The 19273-nt window shown below is 67.5% G+C and carries 21 protein-coding genes; 11 read left to right on the forward strand and 10 right to left on the reverse strand.

Annotated elements, in window-relative coordinates; translation table 11 throughout:
- Window positions 1-20 precede the first annotated feature (20 nt).
- Together ABD927_RS18610 and ABD927_RS18615 are read left to right on the forward strand one after the other, a co-directional pair.
- Window positions 21-1016 (forward strand): Bug family tripartite tricarboxylate transporter substrate binding protein, encoded by a 996-nt coding sequence (locus ABD927_RS18610; RefSeq protein WP_345251342.1) that lies wholly within the window; start codon window positions 21-23, stop codon window positions 1014-1016.
- A 66-nt stretch (window positions 1017-1082) separates the two neighbouring features.
- Window positions 1083-2069, forward strand: coding sequence for a Bug family tripartite tricarboxylate transporter substrate binding protein (locus ABD927_RS18615; protein WP_345251343.1), 987 nt, complete (start codon window positions 1083-1085; stop codon window positions 2067-2069).
- Window positions 2070-2097: 28 nt separating this feature from the next.
- Here ABD927_RS18615 and ABD927_RS18620 read toward each other — a convergent pair whose 3' ends face one another.
- Window positions 2098-2808, reverse strand: coding sequence for a GntR family transcriptional regulator (locus ABD927_RS18620; RefSeq protein ID WP_345251344.1), 711 nt, complete (start codon window positions 2806-2808; stop codon window positions 2098-2100).
- Window positions 2809-2975: 167 nt separating this feature from the next.
- Here ABD927_RS18620 and ABD927_RS18625 point away from each other — a divergent pair, with 167 nt between their 5' ends.
- From ABD927_RS18625 to ABD927_RS18665, 9 genes are all read left to right on the forward strand, one after another.
- On the forward strand, window positions 2976-3962 hold the full coding sequence (locus ABD927_RS18625; protein ID WP_345251345.1) for a Bug family tripartite tricarboxylate transporter substrate binding protein: 987 nt from the start codon (window positions 2976-2978) through the stop codon (window positions 3960-3962).
- Window positions 3963-4138: 176 nt separating this feature from the next.
- A complete protein-coding gene (gshB, locus tag ABD927_RS18630) occupies window positions 4139-5089 on the forward strand; it encodes a glutathione synthase (RefSeq protein ID WP_345251346.1) in 951 nt (316 codons plus the stop codon).
- Window positions 5090-5216: 127 nt separating this feature from the next.
- Complete coding sequence (locus ABD927_RS18635; protein ID WP_345251347.1) at window positions 5217-5756, forward strand: PTS sugar transporter subunit IIA; 540 nt, start codon at window positions 5217-5219, stop codon at window positions 5754-5756.
- 33 nt (window positions 5757-5789) lie between these two features.
- A complete protein-coding gene (locus tag ABD927_RS18640; RefSeq protein ID WP_345251348.1) occupies window positions 5790-6059 on the forward strand; it encodes an HPr family phosphocarrier protein in 270 nt (89 codons plus the stop codon).
- 15 nt (window positions 6060-6074) lie between these two features.
- A complete protein-coding gene (gene ptsP, locus ABD927_RS18645) occupies window positions 6075-7811 on the forward strand; it encodes a phosphoenolpyruvate--protein phosphotransferase (RefSeq protein ID WP_345251349.1) in 1737 nt (578 codons plus the stop codon).
- 143 nt (window positions 7812-7954) lie between these two features.
- Window positions 7955-8710 (forward strand): LuxR C-terminal-related transcriptional regulator, encoded by a 756-nt coding sequence (locus ABD927_RS18650; RefSeq protein ID WP_345251350.1) that lies wholly within the window; start codon window positions 7955-7957, stop codon window positions 8708-8710.
- A gap of 313 nt (window positions 8711-9023) precedes the next feature.
- On the forward strand, window positions 9024-10241 hold the full coding sequence (gene metX, locus ABD927_RS18655; protein ID WP_345251410.1) for a homoserine O-succinyltransferase MetX: 1218 nt from the start codon (window positions 9024-9026) through the stop codon (window positions 10239-10241).
- Window positions 10238-10888 (forward strand): methionine biosynthesis protein MetW, encoded by a 651-nt coding sequence (metW, locus tag ABD927_RS18660; protein WP_345251351.1) that lies wholly within the window; start codon window positions 10238-10240, stop codon window positions 10886-10888. Before metX ends, metW begins: the two co-directional genes overlap by 4 nt.
- A gap of 208 nt (window positions 10889-11096) precedes the next feature.
- On the forward strand, window positions 11097-11672 hold the full coding sequence (locus tag ABD927_RS18665; RefSeq protein ID WP_345251352.1) for a BPSL1445 family SYLF domain-containing lipoprotein: 576 nt from the start codon (window positions 11097-11099) through the stop codon (window positions 11670-11672).
- A gap of 67 nt (window positions 11673-11739) precedes the next feature.
- Here the strand turns inward: ABD927_RS18665 and ABD927_RS18670 are convergent, their stop codons facing one another.
- The 9 genes from ABD927_RS18670 to ABD927_RS18710 form a co-directional block, all read right to left on the reverse strand.
- Window positions 11740-12390 (reverse strand): DUF502 domain-containing protein, encoded by a 651-nt coding sequence (locus ABD927_RS18670; RefSeq protein WP_345251353.1) that lies wholly within the window; start codon window positions 12388-12390, stop codon window positions 11740-11742.
- Window positions 12387-13217, reverse strand: a complete 831-nt coding sequence (locus tag ABD927_RS18675) for a DUF72 domain-containing protein (protein WP_345251354.1) — start codon at window positions 13215-13217, stop codon at window positions 12387-12389. Before ABD927_RS18675 ends, ABD927_RS18670 begins: the two co-directional genes overlap by 4 nt.
- A gap of 12 nt (window positions 13218-13229) precedes the next feature.
- The gene (locus ABD927_RS18680; protein WP_345251355.1) at window positions 13230-14681 is read right to left on the reverse strand and encodes a bifunctional 2-methylcitrate dehydratase/aconitate hydratase; all 1452 of its coding nucleotides are present in this window, start codon (window positions 14679-14681) and stop codon (window positions 13230-13232) included.
- A 30-nt stretch (window positions 14682-14711) separates the two neighbouring features.
- Complete coding sequence (gene prpC, locus ABD927_RS18685; RefSeq protein WP_345251356.1) at window positions 14712-15872, reverse strand: bifunctional 2-methylcitrate synthase/citrate synthase; 1161 nt, start codon at window positions 15870-15872, stop codon at window positions 14712-14714.
- A 169-nt stretch (window positions 15873-16041) separates the two neighbouring features.
- Window positions 16042-16476 (reverse strand): putative toxin-antitoxin system toxin component, PIN family, encoded by a 435-nt coding sequence (locus tag ABD927_RS18690; protein ID WP_345251357.1) that lies wholly within the window; start codon window positions 16474-16476, stop codon window positions 16042-16044.
- Window positions 16473-16718 carry a hypothetical protein gene (locus tag ABD927_RS18695; RefSeq protein ID WP_345251358.1) on the reverse strand — a complete coding sequence of 82 codons (246 nt, stop codon included), beginning with the start codon at window positions 16716-16718 and terminating at the stop codon, window positions 16473-16475. Before ABD927_RS18695 ends, ABD927_RS18690 begins: the two co-directional genes overlap by 4 nt.
- A gap of 123 nt (window positions 16719-16841) precedes the next feature.
- Window positions 16842-18107, reverse strand: coding sequence for a muropeptide transporter (locus ABD927_RS18700; protein WP_345251359.1), 1266 nt, complete (start codon window positions 18105-18107; stop codon window positions 16842-16844).
- The gene (locus ABD927_RS18705; protein WP_345251360.1) at window positions 18104-18433 is read right to left on the reverse strand and encodes a hypothetical protein; all 330 of its coding nucleotides are present in this window, start codon (window positions 18431-18433) and stop codon (window positions 18104-18106) included. The genes ABD927_RS18700 and ABD927_RS18705 overlap by 4 nt, the downstream gene beginning before the upstream one ends.
- Before the next feature lie 14 nt (window positions 18434-18447).
- The gene (locus ABD927_RS18710; RefSeq protein ID WP_345251361.1) at window positions 18448-19149 is read right to left on the reverse strand and encodes an orotate phosphoribosyltransferase; all 702 of its coding nucleotides are present in this window, start codon (window positions 19147-19149) and stop codon (window positions 18448-18450) included.
- Window positions 19150-19273 lie beyond the last annotated feature (124 nt).

Below are 19273 nucleotides of genomic sequence, written 5' to 3' on the forward strand. Positions count from 1 at the left end.
TATCAGAGGAGACAAGCATCATGCCTCACCTGTCCCCGCGCAGGGCGCTTGCCTGCGCCTTGATTTCTTCCCTCGGCGTTGCCGCGTGGCCTTCGATCGCCGTAGCGGCCTACCCCGATCACCCCATCCACTACATCGCGGTGACAGCCGCGGGCTCCGCGGCCGATATCTCCGCGAGGCTGATCTGCGCCGAGCTATCCAAGGAACTCGGCGTGCCTGTCGTTGTGGAAAACCGGCCCGGCGCCGGCGGCACCATCGCCATCGACCTGACCGCCCGCGCCAAACCGGACGGCTACACGATCGGCAGCGGCGGGCGTGGCACGTTGGTCGACAACCAGGCGCTCTACAAATCGCTGTCTTACGAGCCGCTCAAGGATTTCACGCTGATCGGCGAAATGATCGACATGCAGAATCTGTGGGTGGTGAAAAACACATCGCCTTACAACACCGGCGCCCAACTGCTCGACGCGATCAGGTCCAGGCCGCCGGAGACTTTCCGCTACTCGTCGAGCGGCGTGGGTTCCAGCCTGCACACCGCGGGCGCCGCGGTGGGGTACTACACCACCCCGATGCTGCACGTCCCGTACACCGGCGCCCCGCAAGCCCTGAACGCCGTCATGAGCGGCGACGTGGACATGGGCTTCTTCAATATTCCCATGATCTTTTCCCAAGCCAAGGCGGGCAAGGTAAAACCGCTTGCCGTGACGGGCGCGAAGCGGTCTGCCCTGTTTCCGGACATTCCCACGCTGGCCGAGCTCGGCCTCCGGGGCTACGACGTCACGTCATGGTCGATGCTGGTCGCGCCGGCCGGGCTGGAGCCCGCAGTTGCCGAGCGCCTCCATACGGCGCTGAACAACGTCATGAGCAATCCGGAACTGCGCGCAAAAATGACCGAGATGGGCTACGACTTGCCCGATGTGCCGCTGGTCAGGTCCGACGTGCTCAAGGCGCGGCTGGCCGAAGAAATAAAAGCCTCGATCCCGCTACTCAAGAAAATGGGATTCGCCCCGCAATGAAACCCGCATCCCGCAGCCAGGGGTAGGCAGTTTCTTTTGCCAAAACGAGATGTTCGGAGAGGGAAAATGAAAACACGATCCGGCTTTCTTGCGGTTGCCTTGAATGCAAGTCTTTTTGCAAGCGTGGCTCCCGGCGCCGTGCATGCCGAAACGGACTGGCCCAGCCGCGTTGTCCGCGTCATCATACCCTGGGCCGCGGGCGGAGGAACCGACCCCCTGGCCCGGGTCATCTTCGGCGATATGAGCCAGAGACTGGGGCATACTTTCGTGCCCGATTTCAAGGGCGGCGCATCGGGAACGATAGGAACCGCCGCGGCAGCCAGGGCCGCGCCCGATGGCTACACCATGATGATGACGTCCGGCGCGCCGGTGGTGAACGCGAATTTCATGCCCAACGTGCCATACGATCCCAAGGTCGATATCGTGCCCGTCGCGCAGGTCACCACGTCTCCCACCTTCGTGGCGGCGAACGTGCATACCCCCTACAACACGTTCCAGGAGCTCGTCGACTACGCCAAGGCCCACCCCGACAAGGTGAACGCCGCGTTCAACGGGTTCGGCAGCACGAGCCACAGAGCGCTCAGCACCATTCAGCATGTCACCGGCGTCAAATTCCATGTCGTGCCTTATGCGGGTACGGGCGCCCAGCAGGCGGATCTGATGAGCGGGGTGGTCGATATCGGCTGCGGTTTCTCGACCAGTTTCATGCCGGGAATCAAGGGCGGTAAATTGAAGTTCATCGCCGCGCTGGCGCCGGAGCGCGATCCCATGGTTCCCGATGTCCAGGCCAGCGATGAAAGCGCCTACAAGGGGGCCTACGACATCAACTGGTTCACGGTATTCGTGCCGAAGGGCACGCCGAGGGAAATCATCGACAAGATGAACGCCGAGTTGCGGACCACGGTCACCAATCCTGTAATCGCGAAAAAAATCAACGAACTGGGCTATGCGGTCAAGATCGGCTCGCCGGAAGACGCCGCCAATATGATCAAGGCCGATGTCGAGCAGATGCGCAAGCTGATAAAAGCGGGAGTATTCGAAATTCCCAAATAGGGAACGCGGCGGTTCCGGGGCGCGGCCGCTAAGGGGTGGACAGTTCCTTTTCGGAAACGGGGCGGCCCTGGCTGGGTTGCAGATCGACGATGAAGCGGTAGTGTTCGGGATGGTATCGGGCGTAGAGGTATCGCACCGGCCGGTCGTTCTGGTCGAAATAAGTGCGGTGAGCCGCGAGCAAGGGGCGGCCGACCTCCACTTCGAGCACGTCGGCGATCCATTCGTCCGCCAATATCGCGTGCAGTTCCTGGGTGGCCCTGTCGATTCGCGGCCCCCAGGCGCTTGATTTCTCGGTAGGCAGGTAGGAATCGCCCAGCGTGAAGCACTCCTTGTCGTGGCGGGTGACGAATCGCACCCGCCTGATCTTGGTGCCGGGTTCCACTTTCAGGGCGGCAGCGGCCCTTCCTTCGGCGGGAAGCACTTCATCGGCAAGGACGACTTGTTCGAGCAGCGAAATGTCTTCGAAGAACCCTGACAGGCGGAAGAATCGTTTACCGGCGCCGTTGTAGCGCACGACGGTGCCGACACCGCGGCGGCGGCTCAGAACGAACTGCGATACCAGATCCGTGATGGCCCGGCGGATGGTGATCCGGCTCACTCCATAGTGCTTACACAGGGCTTCTTCCGTGGGCAGCATATCGCCGGGTTGGTAGTCGCCATTGGCGATGCGGGCCAGCAAGTCCCGGCGGACTTGGTCGTGCAGGCTTCCCCCCGCGATAGCTTTTTCTGTTTGCACCATCAGTTCTACGTCACAAGTTTGAAGAGGGCTCTCGCGTTCATCCCGCGCCCATGGAGCCTGGCGGGACGCAGACACATTGACTGAGCCGAGAAAGATATGTCATTATAACATTTAACAAAGGCCTGCTTTTTTGCCAACACCAGAACGAGATGTTGGGGAGACAGAAAATGAAAGCACGATCCAGCTTTCTTGCGGTTGCCTTGAGTGTAAGTTCCTTCGCAGGCCTGGCTCCCGGCGCCGCTCATGCCGAAACGGACTGGCCCAGCCGCGTGGTCCGCGTCATCATACCCTGGGCCGCGGGCGGAGGAACCGATCCCCTGGCCCGGGTCATCTTCGGCGATATGAGCCAGAGACTGGGGCATACTTTCGTGCCCGATTTCAAGGGCGGCGCATCGGGAACGATAGGAACCGCCGCCGCAGCCAGGGCCGCGCCCGATGGCTACACGATGATGATGACGTCCGGCACGCCGGTGGTGAACGCGAATTTCATGCCCAACGTGCCATACGATCCCAAGGTCGATATCGTGCCCGTCGCGCAGGTCACCACTTCTACCCTGTTCGTGGCGGCGAACGTGCACACGCCCTACAACACGTTCCAGGAGCTCATCGACTACGCCAAGGCCCACCCCGGCAAGATCAACGCGGCGCTCAATGGGATCGGCGGCACGAGCCACGTCACGCTCAGCACCATTCAGCATGCCACCGGCGTCAAATTCAATGTCATTCCCTATTCGGGCTCGGGCGCCCAGCAAGCGGATCTGATGAGCGGGGTGGTCGACATCGGCTTCGGGTTTGCGACCAGTTTCATGCCGGGAATCAAGAGCGGTAAATTGAAGTTCATCGCCGCGCTGTCGCCGGAGCGCGATCCCATGGTTCCCGATGTCCAGACCAGCGATGAAAGCGCCTACAAGGGCGTCTACAACGTCAACTGGTTCACGGTATTCGTGCCGAAGGGCACGCCGAGGGAAATCATCGACAAGATGAACGCCGAGTTGCGGACCACGGTCACCAACCCTGTAATCGCGAAAAAAATCAACGAACTGGGCTATGCGGTCAAGATCGGCTCGCCGGAAGACGCCGCCAATATGATCAAGGCCGATGTCGAGCAGATGCGCAAGCTGATAGAAGCGGGAGTATTCGAAATTCCCAAATAGGGGGCGCATCCGTTCCCATCCGCCGGGTAAAAACAACGGACCGCTGTCGCGGTCCTTTTTTTGCCGTCTGGCCGCCCGGGATCCGGACGGGGCTTGCGCCGGGCGCCTTTCGCCTCCAACTTGTTAGAATCGACGTCCTTTCCTGGCGCGCGCGAGGGCGCCGTTCCGAGGCGACCATGCATGTATTGCTGATTCTCGACCCGCTGCCCGAACTCAAGGCCTACAAGGACACCTCGGTGGCGATGATGCGCGCGCTGCAGGCGCGCGGCCACAGCCTGAGCGTGGCGCTGCAGGGCGATCTGTACGTCGACGCCGGCGCCGTGCGGACGGTGTCGCGGCCCGTGTCGCTGGTGGAAGGCGCCGACCTGCACGGCCATCATTGGTGGACCGAAGGTGAGGCGGCCGACGCGCCCCTCACCGCGTTCGACGCGGTGCTGATGCGCAAAGACCCGCCGTTCGACATGGAATACGTCTATTCCACCCACCTGCTCGAACGCGCCGAGGCGCAGGGCGCGCGGGTGTTCAATTCCGGCGCCGCGATCCGCAACCATCCCGAGAAGCTGGCGATTGCCGAATTCCCGCACCTGACGGCGCCCACGCTGGTCACGCGCGACATCGAGCGGCTCAAGGCCTTCCACCGGCAGCAGCGCGACGTGATCGTCAAGCCGCTGGACGGCATGGGCGGCACCGGCATTTTCCGGCTGCGCGAGAACGAACTCAACCTGAACGCCATCCTGGAAACCCTTACCGACGACGGCCGGCGGACCATCATGGCGCAGCGTTTCATTCCCGAGATCGAGCTGGGCGACAAGCGGGTGCTGCTGATCGCCGGCCAGCCGGTGCCCTACGCGCTGGCGCGCATCCCGCAAGCCGGCGAAACGCGCGGCAACCTGGCCGCCGGCGGCCGCGGCGTGGCCCAGCCTCTGTCGCCGCGCGACCGCGAAATCGCCCTCGAACTCGGCCCGGTCCTGGCCGCCCGCGGCCTGCTGCTGGTAGGGCTCGACGTGATCGGCGACTACGTCACCGAAATCAACGTCACCAGCCCCACCACTTTCTGCGAAATCACCGAACAGACGGGCTTCGACGTGGGCGCGATGTTCGTCGAAGCGCTGGAGGCAGCGATATGAAACCTCAACCATGCCCCGCCCCCCGCATGCCGCTCCCCCCTCCAGGATGCGGCGGATCCGGCTCCGCCGGTCCGCTCGCATCGCCCCCCGGGGGGCGCGCGAAGCGCGTAGGGGGGGGGCCATAACCATGGCCGGGGTCGTAATTGTTGCGCATGCGCCGCTGGCTAGTTCCTTGTTGTCCTGTGCCACGCATGTGTTCGGTACCGTGTCCGACGTCGTGGCCTACGATGTCGGTGCCGACGATGATCCTGGGAAGACGCTGGACGCCGTGCGCAACCGTATCGCGGCGGTGGATCGCGGCGAGGGCGTGCTGGTGCTGACCGACGTGGTCGGCGCCACGCCGTCGAACCAGGCCGACAAGGCGGCGCACCTGGCCAACGATGCGGGTATTCCCACCTCCGTCGTGGCCGGCACCAACCTGCCCATGTTGCTGCGCGCTCTCACCAATCGCCACCTGCCGCTGGACGAAACGGTGCAGCGCGTGCTCGACGGCGGCGCGCACGCTATCCTGGAAATGGAGGCCCCCCCTACGCGCTTCGCGCGCCCCCTAGGGGGCGATGCGCGCGGACCGGAGGGGAAGCCCACCCCCGCGCGGCCTGCGGCCGCGCCCCCTCAAGGGGGCGGCTCCAGCGGACCGGCAAAGCCGGATCCGCGGCGCCCTGAATAGGTCGAGTGCTGTTGAAAGAATGGAAGGGATGAGATGCCGGCTGTCGATATCGTGATTTCCAACAAGCTGGGCCTGCATGCGCGGGCCTCGGCCAAGCTGACCCAGCTGGCCGGCCGCTTCCGCAGCGACATCCACATCGCGCGCGGCAGCCGCCGGGTCAATGCCAAGAGCATCATGGGCGTGATGATGCTGGCGGCCGGGCTGGGGATCACGGTCAGGGTCGACGCCGAGGGCGACGACGCCGACGAGGCGTTGCGGCAGATCGAGGATCTGTTCCGGCAGAAGTTCGGCGAGGCCGAATAAGGCAAGCGGGCACCAATGGATACCACCATGCTGGCCCTGCACGGGCTGGGCGTCTCCAGGGGCTATGCGATCGGCCGCGCGGTGGTGATCGGCGCGGCGGCGCTGGAGGTTTCGCACTACCGGATCGGCGCCGACGAGGTCGAGGCCGAGTGCGCGCGGCTGCAGGCGGCCATCGATACCGCCGGGCTGGAACTGGCCGCGCTGGCGCGCGAACTGCCGGCCGACGTGCCGCGCGAGCTGGGCGCCTTCCTGCAGGTGCACAGCATGATTCTGGCCGACCCGATGATCTCGTTCGAGCCGATGGAGATCATCCGCACGCGCCACTACAACGCCGAATGGGCGCTGACCGCCCAGGGCCAGGCGCTGGGCGAGCAGTTCGCGCTGATGGAAGACGAGTACATGCGCGAGCGCGGCAGCGACATCCGCCAGGTGATCGAGCGCGTGCTGCACGCGCTGGCCGACATCGACGGCATGCGGCCGGCGCTGCGCGAGTCCGAGCTGGCCGAGCACGACGACCCGCTGATCGTGGTGGCCCACGACATTTCGCCGGCCGACATGCTCAAGCTGCGCGGCGGCCGCTTCGCCGCCTTCGTCACCGACCTCGGCGGCGGCACCTCGCACACCGCGATCGTGGCGCGCAGCATGGGCGTGCCGGCGGTGGTGGCGCTGGGCGTGGCGCGCACGCTGGTGCGCGACGGCGACACCGTGGTGGTCGACGGCGAGGCGGGCGTGCTGCTGGTCAATCCCGCGCCGCGGGTGCTGGCCGAGTACCGCCAGCGGCAGGCCGAATACGCGCTGGCGCGCGCCGGCCTGGCCGCGCTCAGGGACGTGCCGGCCATCACGCTCGACGGCGTGACCATTTCCCTGGAAGCCAACATCGAACTGCCGGAAGAGGCGCAGGCCGTGGTGGACGCCGGCGCCGAAGGCATCGGCCTGTTCCGCAGCGAATTCCTGTTCATGGGCCGCGACAGCCTGCCGGGCGAGGAAGAGCAGTACCAGGCCTATGCCTCGGTGGTGCGCACCCTGGCCGGGCGCCCGGTCACCATCCGCACGCTCGACATCGGCGCCGACAAGACGCTCGACGGCGAGGCGACCGTGGCCACCAACCCGGCGCTGGGCCAGCGCGCCATCCGCTACTGCCTGGCGCGGCCGGAAATGTTCCAGACCCAGCTGCGCGCCATGCTGCGCGCATCGGCCCACGGCCCGGTGCGGATCCTGATCCCGATGGTGGCCAACCTGCGCGAGGTGCGCGCCGCCTATGCGGCGATCGCGCAGGCGCGCCAGGAGCTCGACCACCGCGGCCAGGCTTATGCCGAGCGGATAGAGGTCGGCGCCATGGTCGAGGTGCCGGCGGTGGCGATCGCTATCGAACCCTTCGTCGAAGCCTTCGACTTCCTGTCGATCGGCACCAACGACCTGATCCAGTACACCCTGGCCATCGACCGCGCCGACCCCGACGTCGGCGGCCTGTACGACCCGCTGCATCCGGCGGTGCTGCGCCTGATCAGCAACGCCATCAATGCCGGCGCGCGCGGCGGCAAGCCGGTGGCGGTATGCGGCGAGATGGCGGGCGACGTCAAGCTGACCCGCCTGCTGCTCGGGCTCGGGCTGACGCACTTCTCCATGCATCCGCAGCAGCTGCTGGACGTCAAGCGGGAAATCCTGCGCGCCCATACCAATGCGCTGCGGACGCGGGTGGCGGCCATCCTGAACCGCGCCGCCGAGATGGACCTCGAACTGCTGAACCAGTAGGCGGGCGTCTCGATAGACAGGCCGGCCGGTGGGCACTCCCACGCGGCCGGGACATCCGGGGCCGGACGTTTTCGTCCCGATGCTTTTGCATAACTGCCGGGATGGGCATAGACTTGTAACGTTGCTGTTACATCCGCCCGGGCATGACCAAGCTCACTTCCCCGTGCGGCGCCGGCCATCCTGCGACGCCGGCCCGCGTGGCATGCAGGCCGCTCGAAGCCCTGCAGACGCTGCGCCGCCTCTCGGTGGCCAGCCTGCGCAGCGATCTGCCCGCGGTCGTGCGCAGGTTCTCGCGGGCACTGGGTGCCCGCCACTACGTGTTCGCGGTGGTGGATCGCGAAGAGCAGGGCCGGCTGCTGTGGAGCTGCGACGACGCGGACTGGTGGCAGCCGCTGCAGCCCGAACTGGCCGCCATGATGGCCCGGCCGGCCGCCTCCGGCGCGCGGCCGCCGCGCCGCTGGTTCGGCATCGAGCCCGGCAACGACGCCGGCGCCTCATGGCCGGGGGGCGCCGGGCTGCGCTTCGGCATTGCGCTGGTGGCCGAACCGCTGCGGCCGTCCAACCTGGCGGCAGGCTTCGCGCTCGGTTTCGGCGGCGTGGCCGGCGAACCGTTCGATTACGACATGCTGGCCTCGCTCGCCTGCCACGCGGCCGGGCTGGTGTTCGATGCCTATCTGCGGCTGTCGGCCGCGCGCGGGCCGGCCGCGGTCAAGCTGTCGGCGCGCGAACGGGAATGCCTGCGCTGGGCCGCGGTGGGCAAGACCAGCTGGGAGACCGCGTGCATCCTCGAAGTGGGCGAACGGACGGTCAATTTCCACCTGGGCAATGCCTTCGCCAAGCTGCAGGTCAACAACAAGCAGGCCGCGGTGGCGCAGGCCATCCTGCGCGGATTGATATGACCTCCCTGCGCGCTTCGCGCGCCGAGGGGAGGCCCACCCCCGCGCGGCCTGCGGCCGCACCCCCTCAAGGGGGCGATGCGGGCGGACCGGCGGAGCCGGATCCGCCGCATCCTGGGTGGGTGGCGCGCGGGTCCATGCGCCACGGAAGGCGCGTGGCGCCCCGGGGAGCTGGTATAAGCTCATGCCGTTCCGGCGGGCCGCGGTTGGTTGGGCTACAATTTCTCGGCTTCATTGGCGCCGATTTGCCATCCGCTTGCGGGCGCCTCATAAATCCTGCTAAAGAGAACCGATCTTGTCCGCCCCCGATACGCGCCTGGAAGAAGCGCTCGCCGCCTACCTGGACGTCCCCCCCGCCGCCGTGCCCGGCCCCGATTCGGTGGGCGTGGTGTCGCCCCGCTCGATCACTTTTTCCGAACCGCTGCAGCTGGCCAGCGGCGCCGCGTTCGGCCCGTATTCGCTCACCGTCGAAACCTACGGCACGCTCAATGCCGCGCGCAGCAACGCGGTGCTGGTCTGCCATGCGCTGAACGCATCGCACCACGTGGCCGGCATCAGCGCGCAAGACCCGTCCGACGTGGGCTGGTGGGACAACATGGTCGGCCCGGGCAAGCCGGTCGACACCAACCGCTTCTTCGTGATCGGCATCAACAACCTCGGTTCGTGTTTCGGCTCCACCGGGCCGGCCAGCATCGATCCGGCCACCGGGCGTCCCTATGGGGCGTCGTTCCCGGTGGTCACGGTGGAAGACTGGGTCAATGCCCAGGCGCGGGTGGCCGACATGCTGGGCATCGAACGCTTCGCCGCGGTGATGGGCGGTTCGCTGGGCGGCATGCAGGCGCTGAGCTGGGCCATCGCGTATCCCGAGCGCGTGGCGCATTGCGTGGTCATCGCCAGCACGCCGCGGCTGTCGGCGCAGAACATCGCCTTCAACGAAGTGGCGCGCCGGGCCATCATCACCGATCCTGAGTTCCACGGAGGCGATTTCTACGCGCACGGCGCCATCCCGCGCCGCGGGCTGGCGGTGGCGCGCATGATCGGCCACATCACCTACCTGTCGGGCGACGACATGGCCGAGAAATTCGGCCGCGCCCAGCGCGCGCCCGCCGCCGACGGCGCCTTCCGCTACGGCTACGACGTCGAGTTCGAGGTCGAGTCCTATCTGCGCTACCAGGGCGAGAAATTCTCGCGCTATTTCGACGCCAATACCTATCTGCTGATCACCCGCGCGCTCGATTATTTCGATCCGGCCAAGTCCACCGGCGGCGACCTGGCGCGGGCGCTGGCGCCGGTGCAGGCCGAATTCCTGCTGACCTCGTTCACCACCGACTGGCGCTTTCCGCCCTCCTGTTCGCGCGAGATCGTGCAGGCCCTGCTGCGCAACGGCCGGCCGGTCACCTACGCCGAGATCGACGCGCCGCACGGGCACGACGCCTTCCTGCTCGACGACCGCCGCTACCACGCCGTGGTGCGCGCCTATTACGACCGCATCGCCGGCCAGCTGGGGCTGGGCGCGGCGGAGGGGCGGCCATGAGCGCCACTTTCACCGACGGCAGCGCGCAAACCCAGGCCAGACCGTCGGCCGGCGGCGCATTGCTGCGGCCCGATCTTGCGCGCATCGCGCAGTGGATACCGAACGGCTCACGCGTGCTCGACCTGGGCTGCGGCGACGGCACGCTGCTGGCCCATCTGCGCGACGCCCAGCAGGCTAGCACGGTCGGCGTGGAGATCGACGACGAACGCGTGATCGCGTGCGTGCGGCGTGGCGTCAACGTGATCCAGCAGAACCTGGAAGACGGCCTGGCGCTGTTCGAGGACGGCCATTTCGATACGGTGGTCCTGTCGCAGACCCTGCAGGCCATGCACAACACCGAGCGCATTCTGGCCGAGATGGCGCGGGTCGGGCGCGAAGGCATCGTGTCGTTCCCGAACTTCGGCCACTGGACCCACAGCTGGTCGCTGCTGCGCGGCCGCATGCCGGTGACGGGGCAGATGCCCTACCAGTGGTACGACACGCCCAATATCCACCTGTGCACGCTGAAGGATTTCGAAGACCTGGCCGCCCGGCTGGGCCTGCGCATCGTGGCGCGCGCCACATTCGCCGGCAGCCGCGAGGTGCGCACGCTTGCCGGCTGGCGCGCCACGCTGGCCGTGTACCGTTTCGCGTCGCCGCGTAATTAAGCAAACGGAAAGGCGCCGGTCGCGAGCCGGGCCAGCTCCAAATCGCGGCGAGGCAAAGGCAAGCGCCGATACGAATGTTTCAGTCTCGGCGTTGATTAGGCGAGGCAAATTCCGAATACTGGCTCAGGCCAGCATGGGCCGCCTGGCGGCCGCACGCTGCGTCGTGTCTTCGATATCCGTCACAACACAGCAAGAACAGGAGATCCTCATGGAACGTCGTCGTCTGCTGTATGCCGTGGCCGCTGCCGGCGCGCTGGCCCTGGCCGGCTGCACCACCACCGGCCAGGGAGTCAACGACCAGACCCCCACCGAACGGCGCGCGAAGATCAACGCCGGCGCCGACGATGCGCTGGCCCGCCTGTATTCTTCGGTGCCCGGAGCGCGCGAAATGGGCGCCAAGGCGCGCGGCATCCTGATCTTCCCGCAAGTGGTGTCGGCCGGCTTCGTGATCGGCGGCGAGTACGGCGAAGGCGTGCTGCGCCAGGGCGGCAGCAACAATGGCTACTACCGCGTGGCGGGCGGCTCGTTCGGCTTCCAGGCCGGCGCCCAATCACGCGCGGTCATCATCATGTTCATGAACGAGGCCGAGCTGGACCGCTTCAAGAACGCCAGCGGCTGGACGGCCGGCGTCGACGGCTCGGTGGCGGTGGCCAAGGTGGGCGTCAACGGCGGCATCGACAGCAACACCGCGCGGGCGCCGGTGGTGGCCTTCGCGCTGACCAACGCCGGGCTGATGGCCAATCTGACGGTGCAGGGCAGCAAGATCACCAAGCTCGACCTGTAGCGCCGGCGATCGGGATGCCTCGCGGCCGGGCGTCCGCCTTCATGGCGGCCCGTCCGGGGCGTCCCGTTCAGGGCGCCGGCGGCGGGGGCGATGGCGGGGGCGCCTCGGGCGCGCGGCCCGCCGTCCAGCCCGTCACCGGCCGCGCCGCCATCCAGGCGATCAGCGACGATCGCATCGCCTCTTCCACCGACATTTCGATGGGCGTGGTCCATTCGGCCGGGACGAACACGGTATAGCCGCCGATCATATAGCCCATCGGCAGGTAGACGGCCACCCGGTTGCCCGGCATGAAGCCGGGCGGCAGGTCGTCCACGCCCACCCGCGTCACCAGCCCCACCAGTTCCATGTCGTTGCCCGGTATGCGCAGGATCACGACCTGCTGGCCGTTCTGCTTGCCGCCGGGCGAGAAATAGTCGGCGAAACTCTTCAGCGACGAATAGATGCTTTTGACCACGGGGACCGTGGTGAACGGCATTTCGACCAGCGACAGGATGCGGCGCACGCGGTGCTTCGATACCAGCATGCCCACCGCGATGATGATCAGCACGCCCAGCAACAGGCCCATGCCCGGCACGTAGAAGCTGCCGATGAATGGCCGCAGCAAGGCCAGCGCGATGGCCTCGGTGCCGGCCAGGAAGATGAACAGCAGATACAGCGTGAGGGCGAGCGGCAGGATGGTGATCAGCCCGCGCAGGAAATACCTGGACAATTGCTTCATGCGGAGTCCCCGGAAGCCAGCCGCGCAAGCAGGGCCTGCGCGGCGGCCGGCGCGCGTTCCTTGGCGCCGTTGATGAAAAATACGAATACGTCGCGCGCCGCGCCGCCCGGCCGGGCCGGTTCGACGCGGGGCAGGTCGTCGGGCTCGGCGCCGCGCGCCCAGGCCCGGGCGCGCCCGGCCCAGGCATCCAGTTCGGCCGCGCGGTAGCCCGTTTTCAGCGAAGCGCGGCTGGCCATCAGCCGCGCATAGACGAAGTCGCCGGTAAGGTCGGCCATCGACGGGAATTCGCCGGAATCGGTGAATACGGTGGCCGCGCCATGGCGGCGGGCCAGCGCCAGGTAGCCTGCGTCGGCGAAGCTCGGATGGCGCACTTCCAGCACGTGGCGCAGCGGCCGGCCGTCCACTTTTTCCGGCAGCAGTTCGAGGAAGGCGGCGAAATCTTCGGCGTCGAATACCTTGGTGGGCGCGAACTGCCAGACGATGGGTCCGAGCTTGTCGCCGAGTTCGGCGATGCCGCTGCCGACGAAGCGCCGCACCGATTCGCCCGCCTCGGCCAGCACGCGGCGGTTGGTGGCGTAGCGCGAGGCTTTCAGCGCGAACACGAAGCCGTCGGGCGTCTGCTCGCGCCACTTGGCGAAGGTGGCGGGCTTTTGCGTGCCGTAGTAGGTGCTGTTGATCTCGATCGCCGTGACCTGGCGGCTGGCGTATTCCAGTTCGCGGATTTGCGGCAGGTCGGGCGGATAGAAGGTTTCGCGCCAGGGCGCATAGTTCCAGCCGCCGATGCCGACGCGGACGGCGGTGGCGTGCTTGCGCGAAGAGGGGGGCATCGCGGCTCCGTGTCAGATCACGTACAGGTCCACGTATTCGTGCACCGGCATGGCTTCCAGCCGCGCCTGGTCGAGCGAGGCTTCGAGGATGGCCCGCTGCTGCCTGGGCGGGAAGCGGCGCGCCAGGTTGGTTTCGAACTTCGCCACCAGCAGCGGGATGCCGTCGGCGCGCCGGCGCCGGTGGCCGATGGGGTATTCCACCAGTTCCTCCGGCAGCGTCGTGCCGTCGGTGAATTCGACCGTCAGGCCGTTGGCGATCGAACGCTTGGCCGGGTCGAGGTAGTCGGCGGTGAAGGCCGGGTCTTCGACGCAGACGATGCGGTCGCGCAACGCGTCGATGCGCGGATCGATCGCCACGACGTCTTCGTAGTGCTCGGCGGCCAGCGTGCCGAACAGCAGCGGGACCGCCACCATGTACTGGATGCAGTGGTCGCGGTCGGCCGGGTTGGACAGAGGGCCTTTCTTGTCGATGATCCGGATGCAGGCTTCGTGGGTGCGGATGGTGATCTTGCGGATGTCGTCCACGCTGCGGCCCAGCGCCCGCAGCTTCGCGTGCAGCGCCACCGCCGCCTCGACCGCGGTCTGGGCGTGGAACTCGGCCGGGAACGAGATCTTGAACAGCACGTTCTCCATCACGTAGCTGCCGTAGGGCCGCTGGAACGCGAACGGGCGGCCCTTGAACAGCACGTCGTAGAAGCCCCAGGTCTTGGCCGTCAGCACCGAGGGATAGCCCATCTCGCCGGTGCGCGCCATCAGCGCCAGGCGCACCGCGCGGCTGGTGGCGTCGCCCGCCGCCCAGCTCTTGCGCGAGCCGGTGTTGGGTGCGTGGCGGTAGGTGCGCAGGCTCTGGCCGTCGACCCAGGCCAGCGACACCGCGTTGATGATCTCGTCGCGCGACAGGCCCAGCATTTGCGCGACGACGGCGGTGGAAGCGACCTTGACCAGCACCACGTGGTCGAGCCCGACGCGGTTGAAGGAGTTCTCCAGCGCGATGCAGCCCTGGATTTCGTGCGCCTTGATCATCGCCGTCAGCACGGCCTTCATCGCCAGCGGCGGCTTGCCGGCCGCCACCGCGTTGCGCGAGATCCAGTCGGCGGTGGCCAGGATGCCGCCCAGGTTGTCGGACGGATGGCCCCATTCGGCGGCCAGCCAGGTGTCGTTGAAGTCCAGCCAGCGGATCATCGCGCCGATGTTGAAGGCGGCCTGCACCGGGTCGAGCTGGAACTGGGTGCCGGGCACCTTGGCGCCGTGCGGCACGATGGTGCCCGGCACGATCGGGCCCAGCAGCTTGGTGCAGGCGGGGTATTCGAGCGCTTCCAGGCCGCAGCCCAGCGTGTCGATCAGGCAGTTGCGCGCGGTCTCGTAGGCCAGCCGGCTGTCGATGCGGTAGTCGAGCACGTAGTCGACGATGTCGACGATGACCTGGTCCGGTTCGGGGCGGACGTTGCTGATAGGTGAGCTCATGGCGGAAGCTTTCTTGTGGGTTGGACGGGGCTACTTGCGGTCGGCCAGCGGCACGAACGGCCGGTTCCCGGGGCCGACGTAGTTGGCGCTGGGGCGGATGATCTTGTTGTCGATGCGCTGTTCGATCACGTGGGCGGCCCAGCCGGCGGTGCGCGACATCACGAACAGCGGGGTGAACATGGCGGTGGGGACGTCCATCATGCGGTAGCTGACGGCGCTGAACCAGTCCAGGTTGGCGAACATTTTCTTGGCGTCCCACATGACGGCTTCCACCCGTTCGGCGATGTCGAACAGCGTGGTGTCGCCGCGCGCCGCGGACAGCCGGCGCGCCACCTCCTTGATGACCTGGTTGCGCGGGTCGGCGATGGTGTAGACCGGGTGGCCGAAGCCGATCACCACTTCCCTGGCCGCCACGCGCCGGCGGATGTCGGCCTCGGCTTCGTCGGGGCCGGCATAGCGCTGCATGACCTCCAGCGCCACCTCGTTGGCGCCGCCGTGCTTGGGGCCGCGCAGCGCGCCGATGGCGCCGGCGATGGCCGAGTAGAGGTCGGAGCCGGTGCCGGCGATGACGCGGGCGGTGAAGGTGGACGCGTTGAACTCGTGTTCGGCGTACAGGTTGAGCGACACCTGCATGGCCTGGCTCCAGGCCGGCTCGGGCTCGCAACCGTGCAGCAGGCGCAGGAAGTGGGCGGCGATGGTGTCGTCGGCGGTTTCTACCTCGATGCGCCGGCCGTTGTGGCTGTAGTGGTGCCAGTACAGCAGCATCGAGCCGCAGCTGGCCAGCAGGCGATCGGCGATGTCGCGCGCGCCGGGCGCGTCGTGGCCGTCTTTCTCGGGCAGCACCGTGCCCAGCACCGACACGCCGGTGCGCAGCACGTCCATCGGGTGCGCCGCCGCCGGCACCTGCTCCAGCGCCGCCCGCACCGGCCCCGGCAGGCCGCGCAGCGCCCGCAGCCTCGCCTTGTAGGCCTGGAGCCGGGCCGCGTTCGGCAGTTCGCCGTGCACCAGCAGGTGGGCGATTTCCTCGAACTCGCAGCGCTCGGCCAGGTCGAGGATGTCGTAGCCGCGGTAATGAAGATCGTTGCCGGTCTGGCCGACCGAGCACAGCGCGGTATTGCCGGCCGCGACGCCGGATAGCGCGACGGATTTCTTGGCCCGCGGGGCCGGCGGGGATTCGCTGCTCATGGACATGCCTCCTGTGTACGCCGCGGAGCAGGCCGTGCCGCCCCGCGCGGGCCGCCTCGCTGGAAGGGGCGGACTTGCAAAGCATAGGCGATCTGCGGCCGCGCAGCGAATACAGTGTGGCGGAAATTTCCGATGGTATCGCGCGCCGGCCCCGGCCATTGCGCTGCACGGCATTTCAGCCTTGGAGGCCGAAGTTTCTGATCGCCTGCGCGACCGTGACAATGGGTATGTTCTCGAACTGCCTTAGATCGAGGAGATCCGCATCTCCGGAGACGATCAGGTCGGCCCGCGCGGCGATGGCGCAGGCAAGCACCACGTCGTCATCGGCATCGCGGGAAACTCGCTGGACGAGCTGCCGTGGGGTAAGCAGCGTGGCAAGGCGGCGATAGCTGGTCAGCATCTGTTCGGCTTCGAGGCCCGTGGCGGTCACATGCCTTGCCAGTTTTTTCTTCGCCAGCGTGGCGGCCAGTTCATTGAGCAGCGGCCGGCTGGTGAACAACTGGATTTCTTTTTCTCCGGCCAGTTCGATGACGCGCCCGGGCACGCCTTCCCAGAGGAAGGCGGATACCAGCACATTGGTATCCACCACCCAGCGTGGGCGGTGTGTCATTCAGCCGAAGCTTTTTTTGTCCGGCGGGCCTGGCGGACTGCGTTTACCTCGGCCTGGATTTCGCGCATCGATAGCGGTTTGGAGCCGGATCGGGCGGCGCCGGCCAGCAGGGTTTGCGCCGCACGGCGCCGGACGGCGTCGCGCAGCAATTCGCGCAGCGCCTTGGGCGTGAGAAGCCCGGCGGCCTGGGCCTCGCGCGCCAGGCGCTCGGGCAGGTCGAGCTTTAGTTCCAGGGTGGTCATGGAATTTCTCCGTGGTGGAGCTAGTGTAGCCCGGTCCTGATGCGTGGCCGTGCGCCGGATGGGCGCATTTGTCCTGTTGCCGGGTGGCGGAAGACGCGTCCGCCGGGCCGGGAAATCGGCCCGCTACGCCCCCACCTGATCCAGCTGCCGCACCTGCGCCCTGTGCCACCACAGCAGCAGCAAGCCCGGCACCGCGATTGCCACGGTCACCAGGAAGAACCCTGGCCAGCCGAAGGACTCCACCATCACCGGCGCAAGCGGCCCGGCCAGATAGGTGCGCCCCACCGCCGACAGGGCCGACAGCAGCGCGAACTGGGTGGCCGAGAAGCGCTGGTTGCACAGGCCGGTGACCAGCGCCACGAAAGCCGCCGTGCCCAGGCCGCCGCACAGGTTCTCGGTGCCGACCGCGGCCGCCATCAGCGGCACGCTGCGCGGGCTGACGGACACCACCCAGAAGCCCAGGTTGGACACCGCCTGCAAGAGGCCGAACAGCATCAGCGAGCGGTACAGGCCCACGCGCGCCAGCAGCGCGCCGCCGAGCAGCGCGCCGATGATGGTGGCGCCCAGGCCGAGCACTTTGTTTATGGTGCCGACTTCGGTGGCGGTATAGCCGGCCGCGCGGATCAGGAAGGTGGTGGAGAGGCTGCCGGCAAAGGCGTCGCCCAGCTTGTACAGCACGATCAGGGCCAGTAGCGACAGCGCGCCGGAGCGGCCGAAGAATTCGCGCAGCGGGCCGGATACGGCCTCGGCCAGCGTGGGCGGCGGCGCGGCGGGGCGTTCGGGTTCGGGTGCCCACCAGGTGGCCAGCACGCAGGCCGCCATGACGGCCGCCATCGCCAGGTAGGTGGGGCCCCAGCCGAGCCAGCTGTCGGCGATCACCAGCGCCAGGCCGCCCGATACCAGCATGGCCAGCCGGTAGCCCAGCACCGACAGGGCGGCGCCAGCGCCGCGTTCCTCCTTGTGCAGGACATCGGTGCGGTAGGCGTCGAAGGCGACGTCTTGCGAGGCCGAGCAGAAGGCCACGAACACCGCCGCCAGCGCCAGCGGCAGCAGCGCGTCGTGCGGCGACATCAGGCCCATCATGGCGATGCCTGCCGCCAGCAGCAGCTGCGTGACCAGCATCCAGCCGCGCCGCCGCCCCAGCAGGGGAGGCGTGTAGCGGTCCATCAGCGGCGCCCACAGGAATTTGAGCGTATAGGCCGAGCCCACCAGAGTCAGGAAACCGATGGCTTGCAGCGAGACGCCGTCGACCGTGGCCCAGGCCTGCAGGGTACCGGTGGTAAGCGCCAGCGGCAGCCCGCTGGCGAAGCCGAGCGCGAGCAGCGGCGCGACGCGGCGGTTGGTGTAGAGCGTGGCGGCCGCCGCGCCGGCGCCCGGTGCCGCGCTCAAAATATCTTTCCGCTGTGGCCGTAGTCGATCACGATCCAATTCATCGCGGCCAGGATCTCGGCCGCCGAGCCCGAGCGGAACGCGTCCTCGAGCCGGGTCATGTATTGCAGCAGCTGCTTCTTGGCGGCTTCGGCGAAGGCCGGCTCGATCGCCTGGTCTTCGTACAGCAGCACGTAGGAACGGGCGAAGCCGTAGATCAGGAAATAGGGGCCGGCGTGCTCGGCGTCGCTGGAGATCAGCGCCAGCGTGCCCTCCTTCACCTTCAGGAAACTGTCGGTACCGGGATTCTGGGCGGCGAAGCGTTGGATCAGGTCGGTGAAGTTCATGGCGTGGGAGTCGATCAGGGAAGACGGGCGATGCCGCCGTGGGCTTTGGACCACTCGGATGTGTGGAGCAGGAAGGCCTCGACCTTGTCGATGTCGGCCGGCGCGAGATACCGGCCGGACCGCGCCTGCTCGATGATGTCGTGCGCGGTGGACAGCGGGTGGATGACCGCGCCCAGCTCCGCCATGGTCCGGCGGCTCTCGGCAAACGTATCGTAATAGAAGATGCTCAGGATGTGCTCGACATTCAGGTCGGCGGCGCGCAGGGCGCGGCAGAAATTCAGCTTGCTCTGGCCGTCGGTGGTCAGGTCGTCGACCAGCAGCACGCGCGCGCCGGCGGGCGCGTCGCCCTCGATCTGGGCGTTGCGGCCGAAGCCGAGCGGCTTCTTGCGCACGATCAGCAGCGGCAGGGACAGCGATTCGGCCAGCCAGGCCGCGAACGGCACGCCGGAGGTTTCGGCGCCGGCGATGGCGTCGATCCGGTCCAGGCCGATGCGTTCGCGCACGGTGGCCAGCGCCGCGCCGATCAGCTCGCGGCGCCGCGGCACCGACGAGATCAGCCGGCGCACGTCCACGTACACCGGGCTGGCCCAGCCCGAACGCAGCACGAAAGGCTTGGCGCCGGTGACGTGGACCGCGCCCGATTCGAGCAGCAGCCGCGCCACGATGGCGCCGATGGTGTTTTCGTCCTTGCGGGACGGAGTATCGGGAGTAGTCATCAGTTATCCACGGCGCTGCGCGCCCTCCACATCATATGACCCACGCCGCCCCATCCAGGGCACCGCGGATCCGGCTCCGCCGGTCCGCCGGTGCCGCCCCTTGAGGGGCGCGCGCGGCGCGTAG

Origin of the sequence: Pigmentiphaga soli (genome assembly GCF_039541095.1) — a bacterium.
In the GTDB taxonomy this organism is placed as follows: domain Bacteria; phylum Pseudomonadota; class Gammaproteobacteria; order Burkholderiales; family Burkholderiaceae_B; genus Pigmentiphaga; species Pigmentiphaga soli.